This window comes from Vibrio sp. Isolate24 (genome assembly GCF_022398215.1).
Taxonomy (GTDB): Bacteria; Pseudomonadota; Gammaproteobacteria; order Enterobacterales; family Vibrionaceae; genus Vibrio; species Vibrio coralliilyticus_A.
Genome location: NZ_JAKEUU010000001.1, coordinates 504,862 through 529,389 on the forward strand (window position 1 = coordinate 504,862; position 24,528 = coordinate 529,389).

General features: G+C 43.2%; 22 protein-coding genes. 10 read left to right on the forward strand and 12 right to left on the reverse strand.

What is annotated here, in order from left to right; translation table 11 throughout:
* Nucleotides 1-12 precede the first annotated feature (12 nt).
* Genes glpC through glpA form a run of 3 tightly spaced genes read right to left on the reverse strand, consistent with a single transcriptional unit; the run spans nucleotide 13 to nucleotide 4,177 of the window.
* On the reverse strand, nucleotides 13-1,242 hold the full coding sequence (glpC, locus tag L1D23_RS02190; RefSeq protein ID WP_239863973.1) for an anaerobic glycerol-3-phosphate dehydrogenase subunit GlpC: 1,230 nt from the start codon (nucleotides 1,240-1,242) through the stop codon (nucleotides 13-15).
* Nucleotides 1,239-2,543, reverse strand: a complete 1,305-nt coding sequence (glpB, locus tag L1D23_RS02195) for a glycerol-3-phosphate dehydrogenase subunit GlpB (RefSeq protein WP_239863974.1) — start codon at nucleotides 2,541-2,543, stop codon at nucleotides 1,239-1,241. Before glpB ends, glpC begins: the two co-directional genes overlap by 4 nt.
* Nucleotides 2,540-4,177 carry an anaerobic glycerol-3-phosphate dehydrogenase subunit A gene (glpA, locus tag L1D23_RS02200; protein ID WP_239863975.1) on the reverse strand — a complete coding sequence of 546 codons (1,638 nt, stop codon included), beginning with the start codon at nucleotides 4,175-4,177 and terminating at the stop codon, nucleotides 2,540-2,542. Before glpA ends, glpB begins: the two co-directional genes overlap by 4 nt.
* A gap of 508 nt (nucleotides 4,178-4,685) precedes the next feature.
* On the opposite strand from glpA, the gene L1D23_RS02205 reads away from it, so the two are divergent.
* Both L1D23_RS02205 and glpK read left to right on the forward strand, forming a co-directional pair.
* Nucleotides 4,686-5,537: an MIP/aquaporin family protein gene (locus L1D23_RS02205; protein ID WP_239835201.1), complete on the forward strand. Its 852-nt coding sequence runs from the start codon at nucleotides 4,686-4,688 to the stop codon at nucleotides 5,535-5,537.
* A gap of 45 nt (nucleotides 5,538-5,582) precedes the next feature.
* A complete protein-coding gene (gene glpK / locus L1D23_RS02210; RefSeq protein WP_239863976.1) occupies nucleotides 5,583-7,097 on the forward strand; it encodes a glycerol kinase GlpK in 1,515 nt (504 codons plus the stop codon).
* Between the two features lie 55 nt (nucleotides 7,098-7,152).
* Here glpK and L1D23_RS02215 read toward each other — a convergent pair whose 3' ends face one another.
* The gene (locus tag L1D23_RS02215; protein ID WP_239836237.1) at nucleotides 7,153-7,398 is read right to left on the reverse strand and encodes a YgjV family protein; all 246 of its coding nucleotides are present in this window, start codon (nucleotides 7,396-7,398) and stop codon (nucleotides 7,153-7,155) included.
* A gap of 295 nt (nucleotides 7,399-7,693) precedes the next feature.
* Complete coding sequence (locus L1D23_RS02220; protein WP_286037073.1) at nucleotides 7,694-8,029, reverse strand: DUF496 family protein; 336 nt, start codon at nucleotides 8,027-8,029, stop codon at nucleotides 7,694-7,696.
* 178 nt (nucleotides 8,030-8,207) lie between these two features.
* Here L1D23_RS02220 and L1D23_RS02225 point away from each other — a divergent pair, with 178 nt between their 5' ends.
* The 6 genes from L1D23_RS02225 to luxQ all read left to right on the forward strand — a co-directional run bounded on the left by L1D23_RS02225 (nucleotide 8,208) and on the right by luxQ (nucleotide 14,430).
* Nucleotides 8,208-8,402 carry a hypothetical protein gene (locus L1D23_RS02225; RefSeq protein WP_239863977.1) on the forward strand — a complete coding sequence of 65 codons (195 nt, stop codon included), beginning with the start codon at nucleotides 8,208-8,210 and terminating at the stop codon, nucleotides 8,400-8,402.
* Nucleotides 8,403-8,431: 29 nt separating this feature from the next.
* Nucleotides 8,432-9,088, forward strand: a complete 657-nt coding sequence (locus L1D23_RS02230; RefSeq protein ID WP_239863978.1) for a YceH family protein — start codon at nucleotides 8,432-8,434, stop codon at nucleotides 9,086-9,088.
* Complete coding sequence (locus L1D23_RS02235) at nucleotides 9,088-9,405, forward strand: GIY-YIG nuclease family protein (RefSeq protein WP_239863979.1); 318 nt, start codon at nucleotides 9,088-9,090, stop codon at nucleotides 9,403-9,405. Before L1D23_RS02230 ends, L1D23_RS02235 begins: the two co-directional genes overlap by 1 nt.
* Nucleotides 9,406-9,471: 66 nt before the next feature.
* Nucleotides 9,472-10,611, forward strand: a complete 1,140-nt coding sequence (locus L1D23_RS02240; protein WP_239863980.1) for a conjugal transfer protein TraF — start codon at nucleotides 9,472-9,474, stop codon at nucleotides 10,609-10,611.
* A gap of 151 nt (nucleotides 10,612-10,762) precedes the next feature.
* A complete protein-coding gene (locus L1D23_RS02245; protein WP_239863981.1) occupies nucleotides 10,763-11,860 on the forward strand; it encodes an autoinducer 2-binding periplasmic protein LuxP in 1,098 nt (365 codons plus the stop codon).
* Nucleotides 11,860-14,430: a quorum-sensing autoinducer 2 sensor kinase/phosphatase LuxQ gene (gene luxQ / locus L1D23_RS02250; protein WP_239863983.1), complete on the forward strand. Its 2,571-nt coding sequence runs from the start codon at nucleotides 11,860-11,862 to the stop codon at nucleotides 14,428-14,430. Before L1D23_RS02245 ends, luxQ begins: the two co-directional genes overlap by 1 nt.
* Here the strand turns inward: luxQ and L1D23_RS02255 are convergent.
* From L1D23_RS02255 to yccS, 6 genes are all read right to left on the reverse strand, one after another.
* The gene (locus tag L1D23_RS02255) at nucleotides 14,416-15,081 is read right to left on the reverse strand and encodes a PilZ domain-containing protein (protein ID WP_239836244.1); all 666 of its coding nucleotides are present in this window, start codon (nucleotides 15,079-15,081) and stop codon (nucleotides 14,416-14,418) included. The two genes, luxQ and L1D23_RS02255, sit on opposite strands and share 15 nt — an antisense overlap.
* 106 nt (nucleotides 15,082-15,187) lie before the next feature.
* Nucleotides 15,188-16,720 carry a glycerol-3-phosphate dehydrogenase gene (gene glpD / locus L1D23_RS02260; protein ID WP_239863984.1) on the reverse strand — a complete coding sequence of 511 codons (1,533 nt, stop codon included), beginning with the start codon at nucleotides 16,718-16,720 and terminating at the stop codon, nucleotides 15,188-15,190.
* A gap of 210 nt (nucleotides 16,721-16,930) precedes the next feature.
* Nucleotides 16,931-18,190: a hydroxymethylglutaryl-CoA reductase gene (locus tag L1D23_RS02265; RefSeq protein ID WP_239863985.1), complete on the reverse strand. Its 1,260-nt coding sequence runs from the start codon at nucleotides 18,188-18,190 to the stop codon at nucleotides 16,931-16,933.
* A gap of 78 nt (nucleotides 18,191-18,268) precedes the next feature.
* Nucleotides 18,269-18,547, reverse strand: coding sequence for a hypothetical protein (locus L1D23_RS02270; protein WP_239836247.1), 279 nt, complete (start codon nucleotides 18,545-18,547; stop codon nucleotides 18,269-18,271).
* Between the two features lie 55 nt (nucleotides 18,548-18,602).
* Nucleotides 18,603-18,764, reverse strand: a complete 162-nt coding sequence (locus tag L1D23_RS02275) for a hypothetical protein (protein ID WP_239863986.1) — start codon at nucleotides 18,762-18,764, stop codon at nucleotides 18,603-18,605.
* 183 nt (nucleotides 18,765-18,947) lie between these two features.
* On the reverse strand, nucleotides 18,948-21,128 hold the full coding sequence (yccS, locus tag L1D23_RS02280; RefSeq protein WP_239863987.1) for a YccS family putative transporter: 2,181 nt from the start codon (nucleotides 21,126-21,128) through the stop codon (nucleotides 18,948-18,950).
* A gap of 199 nt (nucleotides 21,129-21,327) precedes the next feature.
* Here yccS and helD point away from each other — a divergent pair, with 199 nt between their 5' ends.
* Both helD and cutA read left to right on the forward strand, forming a co-directional pair.
* Nucleotides 21,328-23,394 (forward strand): DNA helicase IV, encoded by a 2,067-nt coding sequence (gene helD / locus L1D23_RS02285; protein ID WP_239863988.1) that lies wholly within the window; start codon nucleotides 21,328-21,330, stop codon nucleotides 23,392-23,394.
* A 13-nt stretch (nucleotides 23,395-23,407) separates the two neighbouring features.
* A complete protein-coding gene (gene cutA, locus L1D23_RS02290) occupies nucleotides 23,408-23,728 on the forward strand; it encodes a divalent-cation tolerance protein CutA (RefSeq protein ID WP_239863989.1) in 321 nt (106 codons plus the stop codon).
* Here the strand turns inward: cutA and L1D23_RS02295 are convergent.
* Nucleotides 23,692-24,309, reverse strand: a complete 618-nt coding sequence (locus L1D23_RS02295) for a DUF2238 domain-containing protein (protein ID WP_239863990.1) — start codon at nucleotides 24,307-24,309, stop codon at nucleotides 23,692-23,694. The two genes, cutA and L1D23_RS02295, sit on opposite strands and share 37 nt — an antisense overlap.
* Nucleotides 24,310-24,528 lie beyond the last annotated feature (219 nt).

Sequence of the window (24,528 nt, forward strand, 5' to 3'; positions counted from 1 at the left end):
AAACGAGAGCATTTAATGGCTTATTGCCATTGCTAGTAAAGAAATGGGGTGAATAGTTTCTAGCTGCGTGTTTTCTTCTATCTGCCACTTACAGGTTTCGCAATCTGTAATCGCATAGTCTGCTTCTGCGTTTTTGATCGATTCAAACAAGTGGTGTCCTATCTTCATTGAAACCGAATAATTTTCTTCTTTAAATCCATATGTGCCAGCGAGTCCACAGCATTCGCTATCTAACACAATCAGATCCAATCCTGGGATCTGGCGCAACACCTCTAGAGTGAATATCACATTACCGCTTCGCTCTAGGTGGCAGGGAGTATGGTATACCACGCGTTTGTTAATCGGTAACATAGATGGTGTGTTGCCGTTCATAAACTCTTTAAGCAGATATTTCATCACGTAATCAATGCGGTTGTTGATGTGGTGATTTTCGACCCCTAATACATGCGGATACTCTTGCTTTAGGGTGAATGAGCATGTTGAGGAGGTCGAAATAACGGTTCGGTCATGTTTTATCGCTGCATCCTCAATGTTCTTTACATTGAACTCTGCGTGACGGCGAGCTTTGTTATGAAAGCCATTTGCAATCAGCGGCACGCCGCAGCACTTTTCTTTTTCTAGTAACTGAACACCTATCCCCATAGTGTTCATGACGGTGATGAGGTCTTTGCCGAGTTGAGGATGGTTGTAGTTGACGTAACAACCATGAAAGTAACTAACTTGTTTAGGGTATAAATCCTGCTCCGAAGCCTGCTTTTTGTACCAGCGACGAAACGTACCGTGAGAGTATTTAGGTAAGGATTTATGGTCATGCACACCAATGGTTTTATGCATGATCGTCTTGATGGGCTTGTTGTCTGTGATCTTATTGACCAACGGAGCAACAGGTGTTGCTAGAGTGCCGAACAGGTCGGTATGGCTTAAAACGAAATCCCGAATGAGCTTTGGACTTAGGCGTTTTTTTGCGTATTTCCCTCTAGCAACGGCGATGATGTCGCCAATGTTGACACCTGATGGGCAAGCCGTTTCACATCGCTTGCAATTGGTACAAAGCTTAAGCGCTTCGTCGTAGTACTCCGCATTTTTTATACGTAATCGCTCTCCATCTGGGCCTGATTGCTTAGGGCCAGGGTAAAGTGGGTTTGCTTTAGCTACCGGGCAGTAAACCGTACAAACAGTGCATTTAATGCATTGATCAAAGCTAGTGATTTGAGGTGCGTGAGTGGCGAATTTTGTTGTCATACACGGGCCTCCTCAGATGTCATTGAGTGAATAATATTTTCAGCGACCTTATATGCTGACGCGATAGCAACACCGCCGCCACACCCTTCATGTATAGGATCATAATGAGACAACACTGAACCACAACAATGTAAATTGCTTATCGTCTGCCCATTTCTCGAAGGACTAAATTGACTGTTGGTCACAACGCCAAACTGCATAAATGGATGAGGTTGCTGACTCAAAAATGCTTTAGCGCGCCACTGGCGTCGGTGTTGGTGAAAATAAACGTCGAGGTTGAACACAGGTTCCACAACTTGAGTCGATTTCGCCACCAATCCATGGCTGAAGTAGCTTCCAGAGGCAAGAATGTAGTGCTTAGCTACCAGCGGAAAGTCTTCTAAATTCGCAGTTTGAATTGATTCGATACATGGTTTGTTGAGGTACCATTTTGCAGAGAGAGCTTTATCGCCTTTAAGCTGAATACCACCAAGACGGATAAATGCTCTATAAAGAGCTTCTTCAATGCGAATCCCTAGTAAAGAAGGAGGCATAGTGGGCACTTCGTGAAAATTAAGCTGGGTGAGCTGCTGAAGCTGTTCCATCAAGGTGAGCCCATCGCCATTTCCAATTATGGCAGGGAGAATAACAAGGTCATCTTTTATCGCGCCATCGCTGAGCTGATGGACTAGGCTGGAGAATGCTTTAGGCTGTTTGAGAGCCCTCGAAATATCAATAGAACGCAGTTCATTAGGGTTTTGGCGTGATGACTCAAAGCCTGGAATACGAATAGGCAGTATTTTTTTCTCTATATGTTGAAATGCTTCGATTTGGCTAAGATTATCGAATGCAAGTTGTGGCTGAAAGTCCCTAAATCCATCGATGGCAACGAGCACTAGCCTTTTGAATGTGGCTTTATGATGAAACTGGTGTACGAAAGGCTGTGATAACCATGTTGATTTTAGTGTCCCAAGAGGAGTAATTCGACAGTGATTGTTATGATCTGAACTGTGCGATAGAGACACGCCTTCTTTAGCTAATGTGGTCTGAAACCATTTCAATGAAGATTGTATTTCTTCAACACGCATTTTGCTGTAAGGATGTTCAGGGGAGAGCTCTTTGAGCTGATGAATACCAGAAAATGGATCTTTGATTGCTTGACCATTAGGTAAACTACTCAGTACGTCAATGGAGCCAGAAGAGAAGTGCAAAGAGCTATGGCCTTGATTGATTAATACGGTTTTAAGTCCTGATTCCAAACACCTAAGGGCAGCGCAGTAACCTGCAATCCCACCTCCAATGATTGCGACATCATATTTCATTGGGTTTCCTCCTTCTTTTCGGCATGGTTATCTAACTGGCTGGCACCAAATAAACCCTCATAAATCCAGTGACTAAATTCGGCCTCTCTGAGTGCATCTCCCCAAAAAATGGGTCGTATTCCTTTCCATCGCTCTTCTAAAAATTCGTTCAGCAGTAGACTACATTGGTAACCATCAGCATTGGCATATTTATGAAACAAGTGCGCTGCTCGATAACTGCATAATTCTCCTTGGCAGGGGCCCATACCAAGCCTAGTTCTTCGGCGTAAATCGACCAGAGAATGAACATTAAGCTGTTTAATGGCATACTCAATTTCACCCGCTGTTACCATCTCACATTCACAAATAACGGTTTGTTTATCTAGGCTCTCACCAAGAAACTCTGCGACGCGTTCTCCATGTCTGTAATACGCAGATTCGTAAACAGGCTTAGCGATACTGGCTGTTTTCCGGCTTTTTAGTTTATGTTTGTTTGAACCAGGTAAGGGTTTGGTATGGGTTGAGCAAGGTGTATCTACTGACAGTTTTTCGGCCAACAAATCAGTGGTCCATTCGGCCATAAGACGATAAGTCATTAGTTTGCCACCAGTGATGGTTGTAAAGCCTTTGAGGCCATCACGCTTTTCGTGATCGAGGAGTACGATGCCTCGGCTAATGTTTCGCCCACTACCATCGTCATCAACGGATACGAGCGGTCGAACGCCTGCGTAAGCGCGCAGCACTCGCGTATTAGCCATAATGGGAGCGAGTTTTGCCCCTTCTTCAAGTAAAACATCGACCTCTCTATCACTGACATGGAGATCATCAATCTGCTCGTAATCGATATGTTCAGAAGTAGTACCAATAAGGGAAATGGTGTCGCCAGGTACAAGGATGTCAGCATCGGAAGGCTTACGACAGCGGTTGATGACCAAGTTGTTAATGCGATAGTCGAGTATGAGCAGTGAGCCTTTAGCCGGAAACATTTTTATTTTTAAATCTGCATATTCGCAAATATTTTGGCCCCAAATGCCAGCCGCATTGACAACCTGTTTGGCAAACACTTGAAAAGGTTCATTGTGCTGCGTGTTGTAGCAATTAACACCAAGGACAGTATCTTCATGCCGGATCAAGGACAACACTTTGGTTTTATTAAAGAGGCGAGCGCCATGTTCTTTGGCGTCAAGCACATTGGAGGCGCATAAACGGAAAGGATCTAGTGTCCCATCAGGCACTTGGACTGCCCCGACTAATTTAGGGTTAACATTGGGTTCGAGCGAGAGGGCTTGTTTCGCTGTTAAGCGTTTTGTGTCGATACCTGCAGTGTCACAAGCGCCAATAAACGTGTTTTGAAAATCAATATCATCTTCAGGTAAGGTGATAAAGAGCCCTGAGGTTTCTTCCACACAATGACGAGCAATTGACTTCAGTATACGGTTTTCTTGAATACACTCCTTGGCCGACTCCTCATCAGTGACGGCGTAACGAGCGCCAGAATGTAGCAGTCCATGATTCCGTCCAGTTGTTCCTGACGCAATGTCATCTTGCTCTAAAAGGATGCAACGAATCCCTCGTAATGCGCAGTCGCGCATAATTCCGGTGCCAGTCGCACCGCCTCCAATGATAACAACGTCTGTTTCAAACCGTTTATCCATAGCGAAATGAGCCTTGTGAACAAATATCCTTAAATATAATGTGCCATTTATTTCATTTTATTTTCGATGTATTGCTCACAAATGTTCGTACGAAATAAAAATGCTTGTTGTGATGTTGGTTAATAGGAGGTTTTGGGTACTAACACGCAAGACCCTGTAGATATTACAGTAACAAGAGGCTTGAAAACGTATGCGTAACAAAAGATAAACATATGATAAGTTTGTAGTTAGAGTATTTACACCTGTTTAATGATAAGGCTCTGTCATTACCACTTCTGGCTTGCTAGCAGGAGGGTATGGTTGCAAATTCATGTCAAAGGTGGATTTGGTCGCTAAGATCAAAAAATTGATTTAATTAACAAAATAGAGAACATAAAAATAACAAAATGTGCTCGAACGCTCATTAATGGGCTGGGGAAGTTTAATATCACGCTCTTGTATGCAAAATACAATGCGCAATCAATAAAAAAATAAATTGCGCATCTTAATGTAAACAAGGACTCTTACTATGACTAATAGAAAACCAACCTTACTTGGTGAATGTATCGCTGAGTTTATAGGCACTGGGCTTTTGATTTTCTTTGGCGTTGGCTGTGTTGCCGCTTTAGTACTTGCGGGGGCTCAGTTCGGCCAATGGGAGATCAGTATCGTCTGGGGCTTTGGTGTTTCCATTGCCATTTACTGTACTGCCGGTGTATCAGGTGCACACATCAATCCGGCAGTGACAATCGCATTGGCCGCTTTTCATGGATTTGATAAAGCGAAGGTTATTCCATACATCATCGCTCAAATGTTAGGTGCATTTTGTTCAGCGGCACTGGTATACAGCCTATACAGCAATTTGTTCGTAGATTACGAAATCGCTCATGGCTTCGTCAGAAGCAGCCAAGAAGCACTAGCAACGGCAGGAATCTTTTCTACTTACCCTCATGCGTCGTTATCATTTGCTGGAGCTTTAGCTGTTGAATTTGTCATTACTGCTGTTCTGATGTTCGCAATTCTGGCGCTTGGTGATGAAAATAATGGCGCAGTACGTGGTCCGATGAACCCTCTACTTATTGGTGTGTTGATTGCGGTTATTGGTGGTTCACTTGGGCCTTTGACCGGATTTGCAATGAACCCTGCTCGTGACTTTGGTCCTAAGCTATTCGCATACCTTGCGGGTTGGGATTACGCACTATCAGGTGCTAAAGACATTCCATACTTTATTGTTCCTATATTAGGTCCTATTGCTGGTGCATGTTTTGGTGCTTGGGCTTATCCAAAATTTATCGCTCAATACCTGCCAAACACGGGTACAGGTTGTACGATTCCAAATCAGTGTGACGACACTGAAGAAAATCAAGAAGCGCATGTTTAATACTAAAATTACTAATAGAAATATCGAAACAAGAAGGAAATGATCATGACTGAGCAAAAATACATAGTCGCGCTAGATCAAGGAACAACAAGCTCACGTGCAGTTGTACTCGATCACGATGCAAATATTGTCAGCGTATCTCAGCGTGAGTTCACTCAAATTTACCCTGAAGCAGGTTGGGTAGAGCATGATCCAATGGAAATTTACGCGACACAGAGCTCAGTGCTAGTAGAAGCACTTGGCAAGTCGGGCATTCGTAGCGATGAAGTTGCTGGTATTGGTATTACCAACCAACGAGAAACCACCATCGTATGGAATAAAGAGACAGGTAAGCCAGTCTATAATGCGATTGTTTGGCAGTGTCGCCGTACTGCGGCAATTTGTGAAGATTTAAAGCAGCGTGGCCTTGAAGACTACATTCGAGAAAATACAGGCTTAGTGCTAGACCCATACTTCTCTGGGACTAAAATTAAGTGGATCTTGGACAATGTGGAAGGTGCTCGTGAGGAGGCTGAAGCGGGTAAGCTATTGTTTGGTACGGTGGATACTTGGCTGGTATGGAAGATGACGCAAGGCCGTGTGCACGTGACTGACTACACCAACGCATCACGTACAATGTTATTTAACATTAATACCTTACAGTGGGATGAAAAACTACTTAAAGACATGGACATTCCATTGTCTATGATGCCTGAAGTTAAGAAATCCTCTGAGGTGTATGGTCAAACAAACATTGGTGGTAAAGGTGGTACTCGTATTCCAATTGCAGGTATTGCTGGTGACCAACAAGCTGCACTTTACGGTCAGATGTGTGTTAATGCCGGTCAGGCAAAAAATACATATGGTACGGGCTGTTTCCTTCTTATGAATACAGGACAGGAAAAAGTCACCTCGAAGAATGGCCTTCTAACTACACTTGCGTGTGGACCCTCAGGTGAACCTGCATACGCTTTGGAAGGGGCTGTCTTCATGGGCGGTGCATCTATTCAATGGTTACGTGACGAGATGAAGCTGTTGGCCGACGCAAAAGACTCTGAGTACTTTGCGACTAAAGTGGACACATCAAATGGAGTGTACGTGGTTCCAGCATTTACAGGTCTTGGAGCGCCATACTGGGATGCATATGCTCGCGGTACTATCGTGGGTTTGACTCGTGGTGTTAATTCGAACCACATTATTCGTGCGACACTGGAAGGTATTGCCTACCAGACACGTGATGTACTTGATGCGATGCAAGCGGATTCAGGCATTAAGCTTGAAGCACTTCGTGTTGATGGTGGTGCGGTTGCGAACAACTTCTTGATGCAGTTCCAGTCGGATGTTCTGGATACGCAAGTACTTCGTCCTAAGGTGACTGAAGTTACAGCACTGGGTGCTGCATATCTTGCAGGTTTGGCAGTTGGCTTCTGGGGTAGCTTGGATGAAGTAGCAAATAAAGCAGAAATCGACAAAACATTTGTTCCTCATCACGATGAAGAAAAACGCAATCGACGTTACAAAGGCTGGAAGCGCGCCGTGAAGTGTGCCCAAGCTTGGGCAGACATGCACGACGAAGAGTAAAGCAAAAACGCCCCGAACATGTTCGGGGCGTTTTGATTTAGCGGATAATGACTTACTATGCTGCGCTTTCGGCTTCAGTGCTCTTTTTTTCGCTTTGCATTTTCGCAAGGAAGTACACATTAACGCATGCAATAAAGCCATTCGTCACTACGACTGGCCACGCATCAATCATAAGACCGTAAGCGGTGAAAAGTGCGCAACCAATGAAGTTCAGTACACGTAGCTTAACAATGTCTTTCATGGTTAAGGAAATCGCTACCATGATCGATGCTGCGTAACCTAAAATTTCAACCATATCCATAATTTGACCCTCTAAAAGTTTGCCGAACAATGTCGGTACCAATTCTTCTCATCTTGAGATAATTGAGGAAGCTCCATGCCTCGAATGGTCTAAATGATTATCTGTGAGGAAATATAACAGGGCTAAATGTGTGATGAAAGCCCCAGTTTTGGGTTTGTAGAAGGTTAGCGATTACGCAAACGTTTAACGCAATTTACTAAATTATAATAACCAAAAATGTTGGCATTACCTTCCGCTGGAATTAAAAAAGCTCGCATATTTTAATGCGAGCTTGACGTGTTACTAGAGTAAACCACTATTTCTTTTTGCCTTGAACGACTTGCTTATCTTCTTCTGTCAATTCACGAATACGACGGCTGATATCACGACGCTCTTTTGAGATTTCTGCGCTCTTAATGATATGGTCGTCTACACGATCTTCGTAATCCGCTTTCATATTTTTAATGATGCCTACGATTTCATCTGGAGTCATATCAGGTTTGATGTAGTCCATCAGGTTATCTAATAGGTCGACACGTTTGCGGTTATCACGAACCTTCTTTTCGTTGTCAAGCAGCTCGCGTTTTAGTTTATTCTTACGACGAGCCTGAGCTACAATTTCAAATACACCACTCATAGGTTCCTTTCCCATATTTACTTACCTTTAACTGTCAATGATTAAAACATAACATTCCTGCCGATAACAGTCTTAAGATCAATCATGACAAGGCGTTGACGGTTTTATCACCAATCTGATTATTAGGTGATTGAGCAGCAGCTATAGTTCAGGATATGATTTCATTCTCAATAGCAACGTATACCTCAATATTATGCGAACTTCTGACATTATCATCCCAAAAATTGAACCTAATGATGCTCCTAAACGCTCAAGTAAAATTGTAGAAGCTTATCGAAAAGAGCGTACACGCCAAGAAGCGACAGAAGTTGAATTAAACCGTAGTAAAATCATGATGATCGATGAAGATGGTAATATGAGAAAAGTTCCCATTCTTTCTGAACATTGATTTGGGAAGATGCCAATAAGGAAATAAAAATGAGTATAGAACTAAACCCTATTGAAGCCCGTGTCATTGGCTGCTTGATTGAAAAAGAAGTGACCACACCCGATTATTACCCGCTGACTTTAAACAGCCTAACCAGCGCATGTAACCAGAAAAGCAATCGTGAGCCTGTAATGACTTTAAGTGACGTAGAAGTTCAACAAGCTGTTGATGGCTTGATTGCACGTCGATTAGTGAGCGATGAGAGTGCCTTCAACAGCCGAGCTAGCAAGTTCCAACACAGATTTTGCAACACGGAATTTGGTGACTTGAAGCTGACTGCACAAGAAAAAGGGATTGTTTGCTGCATGTTGTTACGAGGTGCACAAACGCCCGGTGAGTTACGCACTCGCACTAATCGACTGGCAGAGTTTTCCGATGTTAAAGAAGTTGAGGCCGTGCTCGAAGGTATGGCAGCTAGAGAAGAGGGCGCTTTAGTCGTTAAGCTACCACGTGAGGCAGGTAAGCGAGAGTCTCGTTATATGCACCTTTTTAGTGGTGAAGTGGATTTGGAAGCACTTTCTCCAGCGACAGAGGGAGTATCTCAGGCAGCAGACAACAGCCGAATGGAGTCTCTAGAGCAAGAGGTGACTGCACTGAAAGCTGAAGTGGCTGAACTACGACAAATGATTGAGGAATTAACGGCTTAATGTCGAACCCTAAGTCAAAAATGGTGTGTGCGGATTGGTATGTGTATCTGATCCGGACACGCTTAGATACTTTGTATTGCGGAATAACAGTCGATGTAAAGCGGCGTTATACCCAGCACCAACAGGGTGTAGGTGCAAAAGCGTTAAAAGGAAAGGGGCCTTTAACCTTAGAATGGTCTGCTAAAGTAGGCCAAAGCCGCTCGGATGCTTCCAAGATAGAATACAGAATTAAGAAACTCACTAAACCTCAAAAAGAGCAGTTGATTTCCGGTCGCTCCAACTTAAACGACTATATCGATATGACGCTACCCGATTAATATCACATCATTTTCTGAAATTTGTATTAACCTTGACTATGGGACTTCATAAAGGTTGATATGGATATGAAACTATTAATAAAAAAGTCAGTGGTGGTGGTGTCAGGTTTAATTTCGTTAGCTGCTAATGCAGCAACGGTTGTTCCCGATGGTCGGGGAAATGGGATGGGCAATACAGGGGTGACTACGGCGGATTATGTCTTAGCCCCTTTTTATAATCCTGCTCTAGTCGCTGTTTATAGAGATTCCGATACTGTAGGAATTCTTTTTCCAGGTATCGGGGCTAGAATTCGAGATACTGATAAGACGCTTGAAACGGTTGATGACCTTCAAGATGCTATTAAACAGTTTGAAGCGAACCCTTCAACACCAGGTATTGAAGCCACAATTAACAGCTATTTGGATCAGCTTTCAGATGATAAACCCCTTGGCGTTAATGGTGGAGTGGTTGCTTCTATTGCGTTGCCTTTAAACTCACTCTCGACCAATCTGTTTTTACGTGGTTACGCAGATGTCATTGCTAACACGGATATCTCTAATGATTCTGACACTCAAACGAGATACGAAAACTCCAGAGTTGATACGATTGCTTTTGGCTACAGTGAGTTCGGTGTTGCTATAGCAAAACGTTTGACGATCGCTGGCCAAGACGTCTCTCTGGGGATATCGCCAAAGTTTCAAACTATGCGAACCTATAAACAGGTTCTGACCGTCGAAAACTTTGATCTGGATGATTATGATCAAAGTGAAACCAAGGATGATGCATTTAACCTCGATCTGGGCGCAGTGTGGTTTTATCAGCAATTCCGCGCTGGATTTGCCGTTAAGGACTTGTTTTCTCAAAAGATTGATACGTTAAACATTGGCGGTGTTAGTACCTACAAATTAGATACTCAGGTGACGGTTTCAGGGGCATACGCGTTAGATTACTTTGTTGCAACGGTTGATTGGGATCTCACTAAACAGGAGCGTTTTACTGATCGTAATGATGACACTCAATTTTTGCGTTTTGGTATTGAAGGAAATGCGATGGGGTGGGCGCAGCTCAGAGTGGGTTATGAAGTGGATTTGGAAGACACATTAGATAATTCTATTACCGCTGGTATTGGCATAAGTCCGGGCGATATAGTCAGCCTAGACCTAGCGGGAAGCTATGCCGGAGATAACCAATATGGCCTTTCAGGCAATTTATCTTTTACGTTCTAAGTGCATTTGTGCATAATGCTATAACTTATGTAAGTTAATGTTTTTAATGGATTAATCTGTAGTTATACAGCATGATTATGGCTGTGTAACTACGAATTGTCCGAGAAAACAAAAATGGAAGTCTGTTAGGCATCCAGCAAGAGGATAAAAGATGTTTAAAACAACGTTCTTGTCACTAGCCGTCATTGCGTCAGCGGCTAGCCATGCGCATACCACTCAAGTCCTCAATGGTTATTGGCAGTATGATGAATACCTCGAGTCTAACCCAGTACAAAAGCAGTTAACGGATGCGCTTTCAGAAACGGTGAGAAACTATCCGATTCCCATTTCTTTAAAACAGGATAAACCCGTATCGATTGCGGTTGTGTATCCTGGGCAGCAAATTTCAGATTATTGGGTAAGAAATATTAGGGCCTTCGAAACCCGCCTTGAAAAACTGGGGATCAGCTATAAGATTAATCAGGTTTTCACACGCCCTAACCTAGATGTCAGACAACAAAGTTTATCTTTATTAGAAGCGGTACAGAATAAAGCGGACTACCTGATTTTTACTCTTGATACCACCCGGCACCGCAAGTTTATCGAGCATGTGCTTAGCTCGACAAACACTAAGCTTATTCTACAAAACATCACAACTCCGGTAAGAGCTTGGGATGATCAACAACCCTTCATGTACGTTGGGTTTGATCATATCAAAGGTGCTCGAATCATTGAGAAGTACTACAAAGAGACGGTCCCTAAGCAAAGCCGTTACTCAGTACTCTATTTCTCCGAAGGCTATGTGAGTGATGCGCGCGGTGATACGTTTATCGAAGAAATGAGTCACCATGACTCTTATCAACTTTCTTCATCTTACTATACAACAGCTACTCGAGAGTCCGGTTTTAAGGCCGCGGTTAAAGCGATTGAGAAAGATCCGAACCTTTCATTTATCTATGCGTGTTCAACCGATGTTGCTTTAGGTGCAGCGGATGCTCTTAAATCAATGAAAAGAAAAGATATTCTCATCAATGGTTGGGGAGGGGGAAGTGCAGAATTGGAAGCGATTGCTAAAGGGCAGTTAGATGTCACTGCGATGCGAATGAATGATGATACGGGGATCGCAATGGCTGAAGCAATCAAGTGGGATCTAGAAGGGAAAGCTGTACCTCATGTTTATTCTGGTGATTTTGAGGTTGTGGCTAAGACAGACAGCCCGGCTAAAGTTGAGAAACTTAAGCAAAGAGCATTTAGGTACTCGGATCAATAATGGACTTACTAGCGCGGCGAGGCAGGAAAAGTCGTCTCGCCACATTACTTACTCGTTCTATATTCCTCACCATAGGCGTGTTGTCTTTGGTGATGGTACTTCAGAACTATCAAGTAAACCGCCAAGTCGTTTCCCAAGAGGTTGCACGCTCTAAACTGCAAACTCAGAGTTTAGTACAGCAAATTTTCAACTTTAGACTGAAAGCTTTAGAGATCCAGCAGGACAGCTACAGTCGAAATGAATCCCTTATCGATGCATTTGTCACATCAAATGTTGCCGGTTTAGACCGTTTCTTTAATGGAATTGATCAAGCTGCACCTGAACTTGCTCCTGATTTTAGATTCATTACCGCAGAAACTGAGGTGGTATGGGATGATTCTAACTATCAATTTTATGGGATTTCCCCTGAACAACTCGCGCACCTGAATGATGAAATGACGACGGGTGGTAGTTGGCATTTGTCACAAACACCATCGCTACTTGGCACTCGTTACCTAATGATTCGAAGAGTCCCGATTATTTACATGATTTCCGGTGAAGTGCTTGGGTACCTACACGTTGGTGTTGTGCTTAATAATAACTTTGCACTGATCAATGCATTAGTCAGGGGGAGTAATGCCGATGAAGTGCTGTTGTCTGTCGGTTCAGAAGTTATTGCATCAAGCACTAAGGACAAAGGGTTTAGGCATATTGAGTGGCTGGAAGAAGCTGCTCTGGACTATACCGCCAGTCAGTATATGGTTTCTAAAACGGACTTAACCATCAGCGATGTTGCAACATTTTTATCGATTTATACTATACAGAACAACCAGCCGATTATTACGCTGGTGCGCAGTCACTATATGTGGGTAGCGATAACCGCATTGCTATTAGTTGTGATTGCGGTATACAGCCGTCAGTGGTTGGGTAAACGGGTATCCAAAGAGCTTGCTAAGCTGATGCGCTATACAGAAAGTACTGTTGAAGCTAAGGATGCCAGTAAATTTCCAGGCTCTACGATTGAAGAGTTTGATCAAATTGGCCATTCCTTTGAGTTGTCTTTTCTACGATTAAGTGAGCAGGAAAAGCAATTTGCTGACTTATTTAACTTTTCTCTTTCTCCAATCACACTCTGGAATGTAGAAGGTAAGTTGTTGAGAAGCAATCCCGCTGCAGAACGAAGCTTTAGAAAAAACACAGGCTTAGAATATGATGATGACCTGCTCTTAGTTGAAAAGCTCGGACCACATATTCGTATGTGCGCTAAAGGGGCAACGTTAACCGGCATTAACATTGCCATTAGAGATAAGACGTATAGATGGAATTTATCTCCTATTTTCATCGATAAGGGCATAAGCAACATTATGGCTCAAGGTCAGGATGTAACGAGTTTTGTTGAGGCTGAGCTTCAAAGCCAGGCAGCTAGAAAAGAAGCGGAAGAATCGGCGCGAGTACGAGCAGACTTTTTGGCAAAAATGAGTCATGAACTCAGAACACCACTCAATGGTATTTTGGGGGTATCCCAACTGCTAAAAAGTAAATTATCAGATACGGAAGACATCGAACATTTGGATGTGCTCTGTAACAGTGGAGAGCACCTCCTTGCTGTACTTAACGATATTCTTGACTTCTCAAAAATAGAGCAGGGTAAATTCCATATTCAGGCAGCTGACTTCCGCTTGATTGAGCTGATTAGTGCAGTTGAGAAAATTTACACGCCACTATGTGATGAGAAAGGAATTGGTTTTGAAGTCAAGACCAATGTAAGCCATGCCACCTTTGCCCATAGCGATCAAGTGCGGCTTAACCAAATTCTGTTTAACCTTGTGAGTAATGCGATCAAGTTTACTCACGAAGGTAAAGTGACTGTATCGTTAATGTGTGGCAATGACGGCCAAAACTCTTGTTTAAATATTAGCGTTAGTGATACAGGTATAGGCATTGACCGTGAACGTATTTCGCATATTTTTGAACCGTTTGTTCAAGCGGAGGCCACCACCACTCGTGAATATGGTGGTAGTGGCTTGGGGCTAGCCATTGTTCACAGTTTAGTTGAAATGCTCAATGGTCATATCGAGATTGAAAGTTCAATAGGGCAAGGTACTACATTTAGTTTGTCAGTACCCATAGAGTTGACGGAGTCCGTAGAACAGGTAGAAGCCAATACACTCTTAGCTGACCCAGAGACTTTGTTTGATCGTCCGCTCAACGTTTTACTTGTCGAAGATAATCACACGAATGCATTTATCGCTAAAGCCTTTTGTGAAAAGTACGGTATGGAAGTGATCTGGGTGCAAGATGGACATAATGCGATAGACCAACTCCAAAAGTCAGCTAAATTTGACCTAGTTCTCATGGATAACCAATTGCCTAACTTAGGCGGTATTGAAACCACCAAAATAATTCGTGAAGATTTGAAGCTCGATATCCCAATATTTGCTTGTACTGCAGACGGTATGCAAGACACCAAGCGAGCATTTCTAAGCGTTGGTGCAGATTACGTAATTGTGAAACCAATCAAAGAGTTGGCACTGAATCAGGCGTTTATACACTTTAAAGAGCAGTACCTTACCAAGCTAGAAGAGTGTTGAAAGTGCTGATTGTTCTAGTAGTGCTTGCTTTAATTCGTCGGAGAGTACGATTTCCTCATTGAACTTGATACCAAACCGATGCCCTTTGTTTTCTTTTTGAATCCCGACAATTGAGTATTTAATCTCGTCCGGTAGCCATTCACTAAGTGGGGTGTCGAGTTCGATGATGCTTGCTTTCGACAATTCACTCTCACCTGGTATAAAAAACGCACAGCCAGATACAGAGAAATCAACCATGACCGCGTTATAGCTGACGGTATTAGATTTCACTTCAATAGGAACATTCAATGCGTAACGTTCATGCTCACGAATAGCTTTGGAGGCAAAGTGCTGTGGTATGCGAAGGAATATTAGCGCACCTGGAGAACTGACTTGAGATATGATCGAAGTTTTAAACGCAACGATGTGGCCGAGTTTGGTGTTGGTTATCCCACGAATAATGATGGCGGCATTGGTTAGCTTGCGCATAACCAGAGACTCTCTGGCTTTCTGTGGTAAATCGATGATCAAAAATTGATTGGTCTTACAGCCAATGTAACTAGTACTGAAAGGCTGAAGGTCTTCAGGGCCAAATTCGATGGTTGCAGATAAGCGCATTCCAGGAGCGAGAAGTTTTATAAGTTCAGAAGCAGTGTCATTCACAGAGTGCATGGGCAATACCAAATCATATTATAATATTAGCGTGTTTTTTAAATATACTCCCTTCTAAATCAAGTGTAAGTTTCGAGATTAAAAATGGGGGCTAAGCCCCCATTTCTCATGCACATTGTGCGTGAATGCTATATTCCGTTTTTTCAAGGTAGCGTTCAATGGCGCGATAGCATTCGGGGTCACACAATAAGTGCAACTTACTACGTCGTTTAAGAACATCTTCTGCGTTAGTGGCGAGTTCTTGCTTCACTAGATAATCTATTTCCTTTTGATAAATGCCTTTAGAAAACTTGATACCGAGATCTTGTTCAGTTATGACATCATTAAGCAGTTGTTCGACACGACTACCGTATGCACGTAACCAACGTAGGCGAGTATCACTATCAACAAACGGAACCTGCTTGGATAAACGAGCTTCCATTTCGTCCCATATGAAGTTCTCACCGCCAGGCAGTGGGGCCTCTTTCGTCCAAGATTCCTTTAAATTGAAGTATGGAGAAAGATGCTGCATAGCAGATTCCGAAAGCTTTCTGTAAGTTGTTAGTTTCCCGCCAAAAATGGAGAGTAAGGGCGCTTCACCTTCTTGGTGATCTAATGACAGTGTGTAATCGCGGGTGATGGCTTGCGGTGAGTCGGACTCATCATCACACAGCGGTCTAACACCACTGAAATCAGCAACCACATCGTCCAGTGAAATCTGCTTACGGAAGTGCTGGTTTGTGACATCAATGAGGTACTGCTTTTCTTCTTGGCTAATCGAAACTTGTCGAGGATCCCCTTTGTACTCGACATCGGTTGTACCGATCATCGAGAATTTACCAAGATAAGGAATCACAAACACGATGCGGTTGTCTTCGTTTTGCATGATATATGCTTGCTCTTCATCATGTATTTTAGGCACGATGATATGAGAGCCTTTAATTAATCGAATGCCGTATGGAGAAGGTAGTTTAGTGTTTTCGGTTAAGAACTCTTTAACCCACGGCCCTGTTGCATTGACTAACGCTTTAGCTTTTCTGAAAAACGTTTTGCACGTGCGCTGATCATAAAGCTCAACGTGCCAGATACCATTGACACGTTGTGCTTTTGTTACCTGACAATAGTTGCTGACCTCTGCCCCAAGTTCTTGAGCTTGGATTACATTAAGAATTACTAAGCGCGCATCATCAACCCAACAATCAGAATATTCAAAGCCAACATTTAACTCGGGTAAGGTCACATTCTGGTTGTCCAGTTTGATTTTTTTACTACTAGGTAGAGAAGTCCTCTGACCTAAATGATCGTAAAGGAACAAGCCTGCACGGATCATCCATGCAGGTCTTAGGAAAGGGCGGTGAGGCAGTCTAAAACGCATCGGAAAAGCGATGTGTGGAGCTTTGGCGAGCAATACTTCTCGCTCAGCGAGTGCTTCACCCACCAAACGAAATTCATAATGTTCAAGATACCTTAATCCACCATGTATCAACTTTGAGCTAGCTGATGAAGTAGCTCCGGCAAAATCCTGTGCTTCATAGAGACCGACTTTCAAGCCTCGGCCAGCAGCGTCTACTGCGATACCAGCACCATTGATGCCACCTCCGACGACTATTAAGTCTAGCAATTCTTGTTCTTTTTGTTCTTTTAAGTAACTAACGGTCATCTTTTTGTTCCCTAATGTTCGAACGAGCATTTAATTTCTGCAATATAACCATATTGTAGTCGGTGATGTTAGTCTTTACGCAAATAAATATGATCTGGATCATTCAAAGGAGCGAATTTCGAAAGTAAAACGAATGTTTTTTGGTGAAAAGAAAATGTAGAAACAAAAAAGCCCTCGACAAAGCGAGGGCTACGTAAAAAGAGGTTAAAGTTATCGTGCGAGTTTTTGATGTGCTCTCGAAAAATGACCAGCACAGAATGCACCGACAATTGAAAGTTCACCAGCAAGACAAAGTGCAGCGGCGACTTCAGCCAGTGCTTTCGCTTTACCAGTGCCATGTAACCCGAGAAGTTCTAAACAGGCCTTTTGGCTAGGAAGGCTGGTACCTCCGCCAATCGTACCCACCATAATGTTGGGTAAAGTCACACACGCATAGAGATCTCCTTGCTTATTGAGCTCCATACGTGTGATGCCTATTGCTGATTCAGAAACGCATGCTGCATCCTGGCCGCAGGCGATGTATAAAGCGGCAAGAGCATTCGCGTAATGCGCATTCACGCCGATTGACCCGCTCAAAGCTGCGCCGGTAGACGTCATCTGACCAAATTTAACCATTTTTTCGGGTGTGGTATGAAGAAACTTTTCAACCAACCCTTTGGTGAGCTGGATTTCAGCCGTGACCTTTTTTCCTCGAACATGCCGTAAAGTGTGTGTGTTGGGCTTCTTATCTCCTGACAGGTTACCATCAAGAAAAGATTCCTGAGGCGCTATGGGGGAGTGCTCCAATATGTAGTTGTACACTTCGTTGGTTGCGATAGTGACCATATTCTGTCCGGATGCATCGCCAGTGTGGAATTCAAAAATCAGATAAACGTGATTGCCTTCGATATTGACGTTGATATCGTGTAGTTTGCCATGCGATGTGGTTGATTCTGCCACTTGCTTAAAGTGGTCGTATTGAGTCACTACCCAAGCGACAAACTGGCCAGCATCGGCAAGATGTTGAAATTCGAACACAGGCGTTCTGGTCACGCCTTCGTTGAGTAACATCGCACTCGCCCCACCGGCTGCTGTAATCAATTGAGCACCGCGGTTATATGAAGCGACAAGAGCAGCTTCGGTTGTAGCGAGCGGTATATGATAATCTTGGTTGGCATAAAGGCCGTTGACACGTAAGGGACCAGCGACTCCCACAGGGAGTTTTACTGTTCCAATGAAATGCTCAATGTTCTTGTTGTAAACGTCAGCATGTTGAGCCGTTACCGGATCGAGTAATACTTCCTTCGCTGTTAACGTGCTGAGTTTCTCCCAACGTTTCGCTATATTTCTCTCTGAGATATACGGGCTTGGTGTTAAACGCATGGCTGGGCGTTCGAAATGCGGGCTAAGTTGTTGCTCGAGTTGATCGGATTGTGGCCCTTGTTTGAAAACAGGATTATTGTCACGGCGAGACAAGTTGAGTTTGGGCATGGCGAAAACAAAATATAAAATTATCAGTGGATTCTAACGTCTCTGAGCGGGAAGACAATAACTGTTTGCTTTTTATACCTACACATGAATATCGAGTAGTGTGCCTATCATCTCCTGATCTCTTTGCAGCATATTCGTGCCTATGCGGCTGTACTGTTCTGCTTGTGTCAGTTTCAGCATTGGCTCGATTTGGGAAGGTTCTGGTTGTTTAAATTCGACTTTATTGAATTCGTAAGATTCGTCTTTTTGGATAGGGTTGGTAAGCGGAACTTGGTTGATTTCGTGCGCAGCCTCCTCAGCCATTTTCGATGACTGCTCAATCAGTTGATAACTGGGCTGGACTAATGAGACGGACATAAACACCCCCTACATATTTAAGCTTAAGGTGCATTTGCGTTTTCAGCAAGTTGTGCTAAGAAAACAGACTTGCGATCAGTTTTTGCTCTTCATCTGTAACCAGAACACGGCTGGACTCTTCCAACGTTTGTGTAATTTCACCTCTCAATGCACGTAGTTGACGAGGGGTTAGTGTTTTTATCTGTTCTTTGAACAGTTCAAATTGTTTTGTATTCATATTATGTTGCGTTCGAATCAATCTAGATGGTCGGTTCGAAAAACAAGAGCTGCTTCTTTCCATCTTCTTACTCCCGTAAGAATTATCTGAATACAGTTTATGAAAAAGAGGTCAAATTATGTCCGAATAATGTCAGGGAGTGTTAGAGAAACGTGAGGGTGTACCCATTGCGGCCCCTTATGATTACTGGCTTTTATCGATAGTATCCAACTGATTGACACGGACAGCAAACTTACTTGCTAAGGAGTGTAATTCGGGAAGCATTCGATAGATTAAATATAACTGCTGCAATACCATTTTGGCTGAGTTGTCATCCTCTTCACGCCATTCTGCCAACCTCGCTTCAAGTGCAGGATCATCGATATCACTGGTATCACAGCTATTGCAGTGATCGTTCAATTGAGTGAATAACACCTCTAGATGCTGATGAATGACACGGTGTGCATCCAGCACCAGCTTGTGTGTCTCCTCGTCACTGATTCTTGTTCTGTGCGCTCCTAACGCGGAAATATAACTCAGCAGAGCATGACTTAATGTAAGAAAACGGAAGCTTTCATCAACAGCAGAGCGATAACGTCCAGGCTCTGCCAGCATTGAACTGATAGCGTTAGTCAGGTTTGCATCATGATTGTGGGCGCTGCGTCTAGCGATTCGATAGGTTAGGTTATCCTTTTTACCAATCCGATATTGGCCAATGATCTGCGCAAGATAGTGGCGGTTAGCCTGAATAGTGTCCGCCATAACTTTATGTAAGCGTTTAGATTGCCAGTCAGGCAGAATAAAGGCGACAGCGAGCACCGCTAATGCGCAGCCAATGATCGTATCGGCTAAGCGAGGGAGGACAACCGCATACCCCTCACCAAGTTGATGGAAGCAGAACAGGACTAATACGGTAATAAACCCTGTAGCATAACCATAGTTTGCTAGCCTGAATGCAAAGAAGGCAACACCAGAGATAACAATGAATACCAGCTGGCTTTCCTGTGAAGGGAAAAAAGTCAGCAGCGGGACCCCAATCAGTAAGCCAGCAAGGGTGCCGAGTACTCTGGCGACAAGCTTTTGCCGTGTGGCGCTGTAGTTAGGCTGACAAACGAATAGTGTCGTCAGTAATATCCAGTAGCCCCGTTCAATATCAAAAGCTTGAATAATGCCGTAACCCAGGGTTAGGGCAATAGACATTCTCACTGCATGGCGAAATAACATTGAATCTTTGTTGAAGTGGGAAGTGATACGCATCCACATAGCACTGAGAGTATGTGCTTCAGTATCATCGAGTACATCTTCTTCAAGTGCTTCAGCATCTGGATTACTGATGTTACTCAGCTGCTTTTCTACTGTCGCAAGGTTATTGAATAGATAATTAAGTTGATTAAGAAGAGATTTCCATTTGGGGTTGTTTTGCTCTTGTAAATGACTCAATGAACTCATCAGTTCATCCAGTGCGACGACGGATTCTCCACTGTGTTGGTATTCCTTGCCTAATCGAATGGCTTGAGCTATCTCTCGACATGCTTTGGCTTGTGTTTCTAACAAGTATTTAAAGCGGAATAAAACATCTGAACGTTCAAAGTGTTCGGCAAGCTCTTGATAACGATAATGACTGGAGCTGACTCGTTCATGAATATCTTGAGCAAGGAAATAGATGTTGAGGAAACGGTCGCTAGCCCCATCAACATGTCCGCGATTAGAACGACTCAATAATGTCGCTTTACATAGGTTTAAGGCGGTTACGGTTGCGGCATTGAGTGTGGCTTCTTTTAGACGATAAGGCTGAGGATCCAAGTTGGTCACTGGGTGAAATAACTGACTGCGAGAGTCTAAGTAATTGGCTAACTGTAAAAATACAGCCGCTAAACTTTGTTGGACAGGCTGCATTGGCCAAAGTGAGGACCAGAGTATCGACATGAAAAAATACCAAGATGCCCCAGCGAGTAACATCAAAGGCTGAAGCCAAACACTTGTACTTTCATGAGCTCCAAGCATGGTGTAGACAGCGATGAGCAAAGAGCCAAATGCGATACTGGCATATCGGGGGCCGATAGCGCCCAGCATAATAAAACCAAAGCTGGATACAAACAGGCCAACCGCAAACAGAGTCGGTGTATCAAATAGCAGCTCAATCGAGAACGACGCTATAGCGAAACATGCCAATGTTAAGGTGATAGAGATGAGTCGGCCGGTAAATTTATCATCACTTTCTGCAAGTGCTGCCGCAATTACGCCTAGAATGAGAGGAATAATGTAAGCGTCCATCGGGTAATACCAACTTGGGATGACAACACCCAATAAGGTCACCAAAATAAGCAGGCTGTAGTTTATGGTCTTATTAACCCAGTAAAGGCGGAGTTGACTGATAAATTGCACGTTATCGATTCTTTGTGTGGCTTTGTATTGACTATTGTAACTAATAGTCAATGGTAAACTTCTGATACAGGTAAAGAAACGGGTCTGTTTGATTACCTTTTCTACATCGTGAGCATAACAATAGATATTGACAGGATCTTTTCATTCTTCAATCCGGTTGAGTTATGATGTCGGCAATTGAATTTAAGGACAAGCAAGAATGCAGCTAATTGCCAACAAGACTGCACAATATTTAATTCAAAATGAATATCATCAGGTTTCCCTCGAGCCTGATTTCCTCGTACTCAGTTCCAAAGCTTGCGAAGAGAGAATTCCGTTTAATGTTTGGAATGGTAAAGTGAAGCTTAAGCGAGGATTATTTTGGGGGGGCTTACAGTTTTTCGCTCATTCTGAAGGTGGGGTTCAGCGTTCTTGGCTAATCCAAGGGCTTCCCTGGGAACGCTGTCGAGATTTCGCTAGATTCGCTGTCGCGGCGTATCAAAAGTGGCACCAGCATCAATGTGTTCAGCTCAATAAATTCTTACCCGAGTGGGAAATGGAGATTCGAGGTTTTGAACGTCAGCCCGCATTTCTGACACATTCAACCGTGAATAGTTGGCTTGATAAGCTGAATCAAGACTTCTCTTCTATGGAAATGACCCTAGAAGATGCCGTTCTCAGGATGCCAGAAAGGATGTCCAGTATTATTCCGTGGATAGAGCAAACCGATGAGGTAATGGCCGAACGTAATCAAAACTGGATGGTGACTGAGTTAGACAATTGGAAAGTACTGTTTTCACAGATAGAGTCTTCTCCACTGAATCTTTCCCAGCAACAAGCGGTTTTGCTTAATGACGACAACAACCTTGTTCTTGCAGGTGCGGGCTCAGGTAAAACCAGTGTTTTAACTGCACGGGTTGCTTACCTACTACAAAGCCACCTTGCGCAGGCTGAAGACATACTGATGTTGGCGTTTGGCCGCGATGCCGCTGAGGAGATGAAACAGCGTCTTGAGACCAAGATAGGGCTCAGTGCTGAAAACGTCACGGTAAATACGTTCCACCAACTGGGCTTAAAAATTCTAAATCAAGTAGAGAATGAAGCTGTTATCATTTCTCCTATTGCTTTAGACGACAATCTTAAAAATGCTTGGTGCATCGACTGGCTCAAGAAACATTGGATGACACCAACGGCATTTAAACGCTGGCAAAAGCATCTTCAAAAATGGCCTATTGCTTATTTAGCAGGTGATGATGAGCTCGGCAGTCATGTAGAGAACCCGAAACTGATTGCTTGGTTAAATAAGCAGCTGAATCAATTGTCATCAATGGGATGCACTAAGAAAGAGATACAACAGAAATTAGTGGATCACAACGATTACACCAGATTGAACAGCGAACTCTCGCTTGTCTGGCCTTGTTATCAGGCGTGGTTGGAGATGTTGAAGGCCGAAGGACATATCGACTTTAATATCATGATCACCAAAGCGACCCAATATGTTACGAAAGGTAAGCTCAAAGCACCTTGGAAGTACATCATGATTGATGAGTATCAGGACATATCACCACAACGCTTGGCCTTGGTAGAAGCATTATGTCAGCACGTGAACGATCAACACTGTGTGTTGTTTGCCGTTGGCGATGATTGGCAGTCGATTTATGAATTTGCTGGGGCCGATGTTGACCTGACGACGGGTTTTTCTGAGCGCTTCCCACACTCAACCGTTCATTATCTTGATACGACCTATCGGTTTAATAATCAGATAGGGCAAGTTGCGAATCAATTTATACAGCAAAACCCTGCTCAGTTGGAAAAAGAGCTGAAAAGTCACAAAGAGCAGAAATCAAAAGCGGTGACACTAGCGCCAAGTAACTCTGTTGAAAAAATCTTAGATGAGCTTAATCGGAAAGCGAAAAGTACTCAGACCGTATTGATGCTTGGCAGAAATCATTATCATAAACCTGAACTGCTTTCTGAGTGGCAAAAACAATTCGCCTTGCTGTCTATTGAGTTTATGACTTGCCATGCTAGTAAAGGTAAAGAGGCAGACTTTGTTATTGTTCTCTCTGTAGATGAAGGGCAGTTTCCAGCTCGTGTTAAAGCCTTGCACATTGACGGTGCTTTAACCCAAACTGGTGAGACCTTCCCCTATGCCGAGGAGAGGCGTCTGTTTTATGTAGCTTTGACGCGTGCCAAGAAAAAAGTATGGGTGACTTACACTGGATCTGGCTCAAGCTTTGTCAAAGAGCTGGTGGAGAATGACTATCCAGTCATTGTTAAGAAATAAGGATATACGAATTATGAGTGGGCAATTCTGTATTACTCTGACTACATCAAATAGTGACAGCATTACTCAGCAAATTATTGAGTCTGCGCTTAAGAAAGGCTTAGCAGCCTGCATTCAGACAATGCCGATTCGAAGTCATTACATTTGGGAAGGAAAAATCTGCAACGATAAAGAAACGCTACTTATCATGAAAACCAAGAAAGCGTGCTATGCGGAACTTGAACAAGTAATTGTTTCTAATCACAATTATGAGGTACCTCAGGTTGTTCAAGTCCCGTTTACAGAAGGGTTTAACCCTTACCTCACTTGGATAGAAGAGAGCACCCGCTGTTGAGACGCAAGCAAGGTTAATGAAAGTAATGCACCAAGCGTATCCATTAACATATCTTTTTGTGCATCCCATATGTCGCCTTGAGAGCCTAAAAAAGCAATGCCCTCATCCCCGCCTGCGAGGGCAGCATACCACCATTCGATAATTTCATACCCTGCAGCAAGAGACATTATTGCGAAAAGAGCGAAAGCCATGGCTAGTTTTATGCTCATCAGCTGTTTTTTGATTAGGTATTCAGCAATTGGGTAGGCGTATAAGCCGATAGAGAAGTGTGCGACACGATCGAAATGGTTTCTTTCGGAACCGATTAAGTTGTTAAACCAGTCGAATGGTACTTCAGCAAAGGTGTACTTCGCACCAATGGTATGCAGGGTTAGCCAAATAAACATTAGACAATAGGCAGTGTTGGAAAACTGAAAGCGTCTAGAGACCCACCAAATAACGGCAAGGATTCCTAATGCAGGAATGATCTCTGCTATCCATACTGGGTACGAAGAAGGGGAGATAGCAGAAAATAAGAAAACTAAAGTGTAGGCTGCTGTTAACCAATGTAATATTGAAAATGAAGCTTTATTCGGATTCATTAGACTTTCCCTAATTCAGTTCGTAACGTAATCATGCCACTCAATAAAACATTGTTCAATTGTGGGTTGAGATGTTTCCGGTAAAAGTGTTTAACGATTTATGTTGAAAGACATAAATATCGCACAGTTAGAGCTCAAACAAACGTTTTCATTTCATCAAAGTTTGATTTACCTATATGTCACACTTAAAATCGCAAACTCACTTATTACATAAACAAT

Excerpts from the sequence above, each read along its gene's own strand:
- glpC (WP_239863973.1), bottom strand. The coding sequence starts at position 1,242 with ATGACAACAAAATTCGCCACTCACGCACCTCAAATCACTAGCTTTGAT.
- glpB (WP_239863974.1), bottom strand. The coding sequence starts at position 2,543 with ATGAAATATGATGTCGCAATCATTGGAGGTGGGATTGCAGGTTACTGC.
- glpA (WP_239863975.1), bottom strand. The coding sequence starts at position 4,177 with ATGGATAAACGGTTTGAAACAGACGTTGTTATCATTGGAGGCGGTGCG.
- L1D23_RS02205 (WP_239835201.1), top strand. The coding sequence starts at position 4,686 with ATGACTAATAGAAAACCAACCTTACTTGGTGAATGTATCGCTGAGTTT.
- glpK (WP_239863976.1), top strand. The coding sequence starts at position 5,583 with ATGACTGAGCAAAAATACATAGTCGCGCTAGATCAAGGAACAACAAGC.
- L1D23_RS02215 (WP_239836237.1), bottom strand. The coding sequence starts at position 7,398 with ATGGATATGGTTGAAATTTTAGGTTACGCAGCATCGATCATGGTAGCG.
- L1D23_RS02220 (WP_286037073.1), bottom strand. The coding sequence starts at position 8,029 with ATGGGAAAGGAACCTATGAGTGGTGTATTTGAAATTGTAGCTCAGGCT.
- L1D23_RS02225 (WP_239863977.1), top strand. The coding sequence starts at position 8,208 with ATGCGAACTTCTGACATTATCATCCCAAAAATTGAACCTAATGATGCT.
- L1D23_RS02230 (WP_239863978.1), top strand. The coding sequence starts at position 8,432 with ATGAGTATAGAACTAAACCCTATTGAAGCCCGTGTCATTGGCTGCTTG.
- L1D23_RS02235 (WP_239863979.1), top strand. The coding sequence starts at position 9,088 with ATGTCGAACCCTAAGTCAAAAATGGTGTGTGCGGATTGGTATGTGTAT.
- L1D23_RS02240 (WP_239863980.1), top strand. The coding sequence starts at position 9,472 with ATGAAACTATTAATAAAAAAGTCAGTGGTGGTGGTGTCAGGTTTAATT.
- L1D23_RS02245 (WP_239863981.1), top strand. The coding sequence starts at position 10,763 with ATGTTTAAAACAACGTTCTTGTCACTAGCCGTCATTGCGTCAGCGGCT.
- luxQ (WP_239863983.1), top strand. The coding sequence starts at position 11,860 with ATGGACTTACTAGCGCGGCGAGGCAGGAAAAGTCGTCTCGCCACATTA.
- L1D23_RS02255 (WP_239836244.1), bottom strand. The coding sequence starts at position 15,081 with ATGCACTCTGTGAATGACACTGCTTCTGAACTTATAAAACTTCTCGCT.
- glpD (WP_239863984.1), bottom strand. The coding sequence starts at position 16,720 with ATGACCGTTAGTTACTTAAAAGAACAAAAAGAACAAGAATTGCTAGAC.
- L1D23_RS02265 (WP_239863985.1), bottom strand. The coding sequence starts at position 18,190 with ATGCCCAAACTCAACTTGTCTCGCCGTGACAATAATCCTGTTTTCAAA.
- L1D23_RS02270 (WP_239836247.1), bottom strand. The coding sequence starts at position 18,547 with ATGTCCGTCTCATTAGTCCAGCCCAGTTATCAACTGATTGAGCAGTCA.
- L1D23_RS02275 (WP_239863986.1), bottom strand. The coding sequence starts at position 18,764 with ATGAATACAAAACAATTTGAACTGTTCAAAGAACAGATAAAAACACTA.
- helD (WP_239863988.1), top strand. The coding sequence starts at position 21,328 with ATGCAGCTAATTGCCAACAAGACTGCACAATATTTAATTCAAAATGAA.
- cutA (WP_239863989.1), top strand. The coding sequence starts at position 23,408 with ATGAGTGGGCAATTCTGTATTACTCTGACTACATCAAATAGTGACAGC.
- L1D23_RS02295 (WP_239863990.1), bottom strand. The coding sequence starts at position 24,309 with ATGAATCCGAATAAAGCTTCATTTTCAATATTACATTGGTTAACAGCA.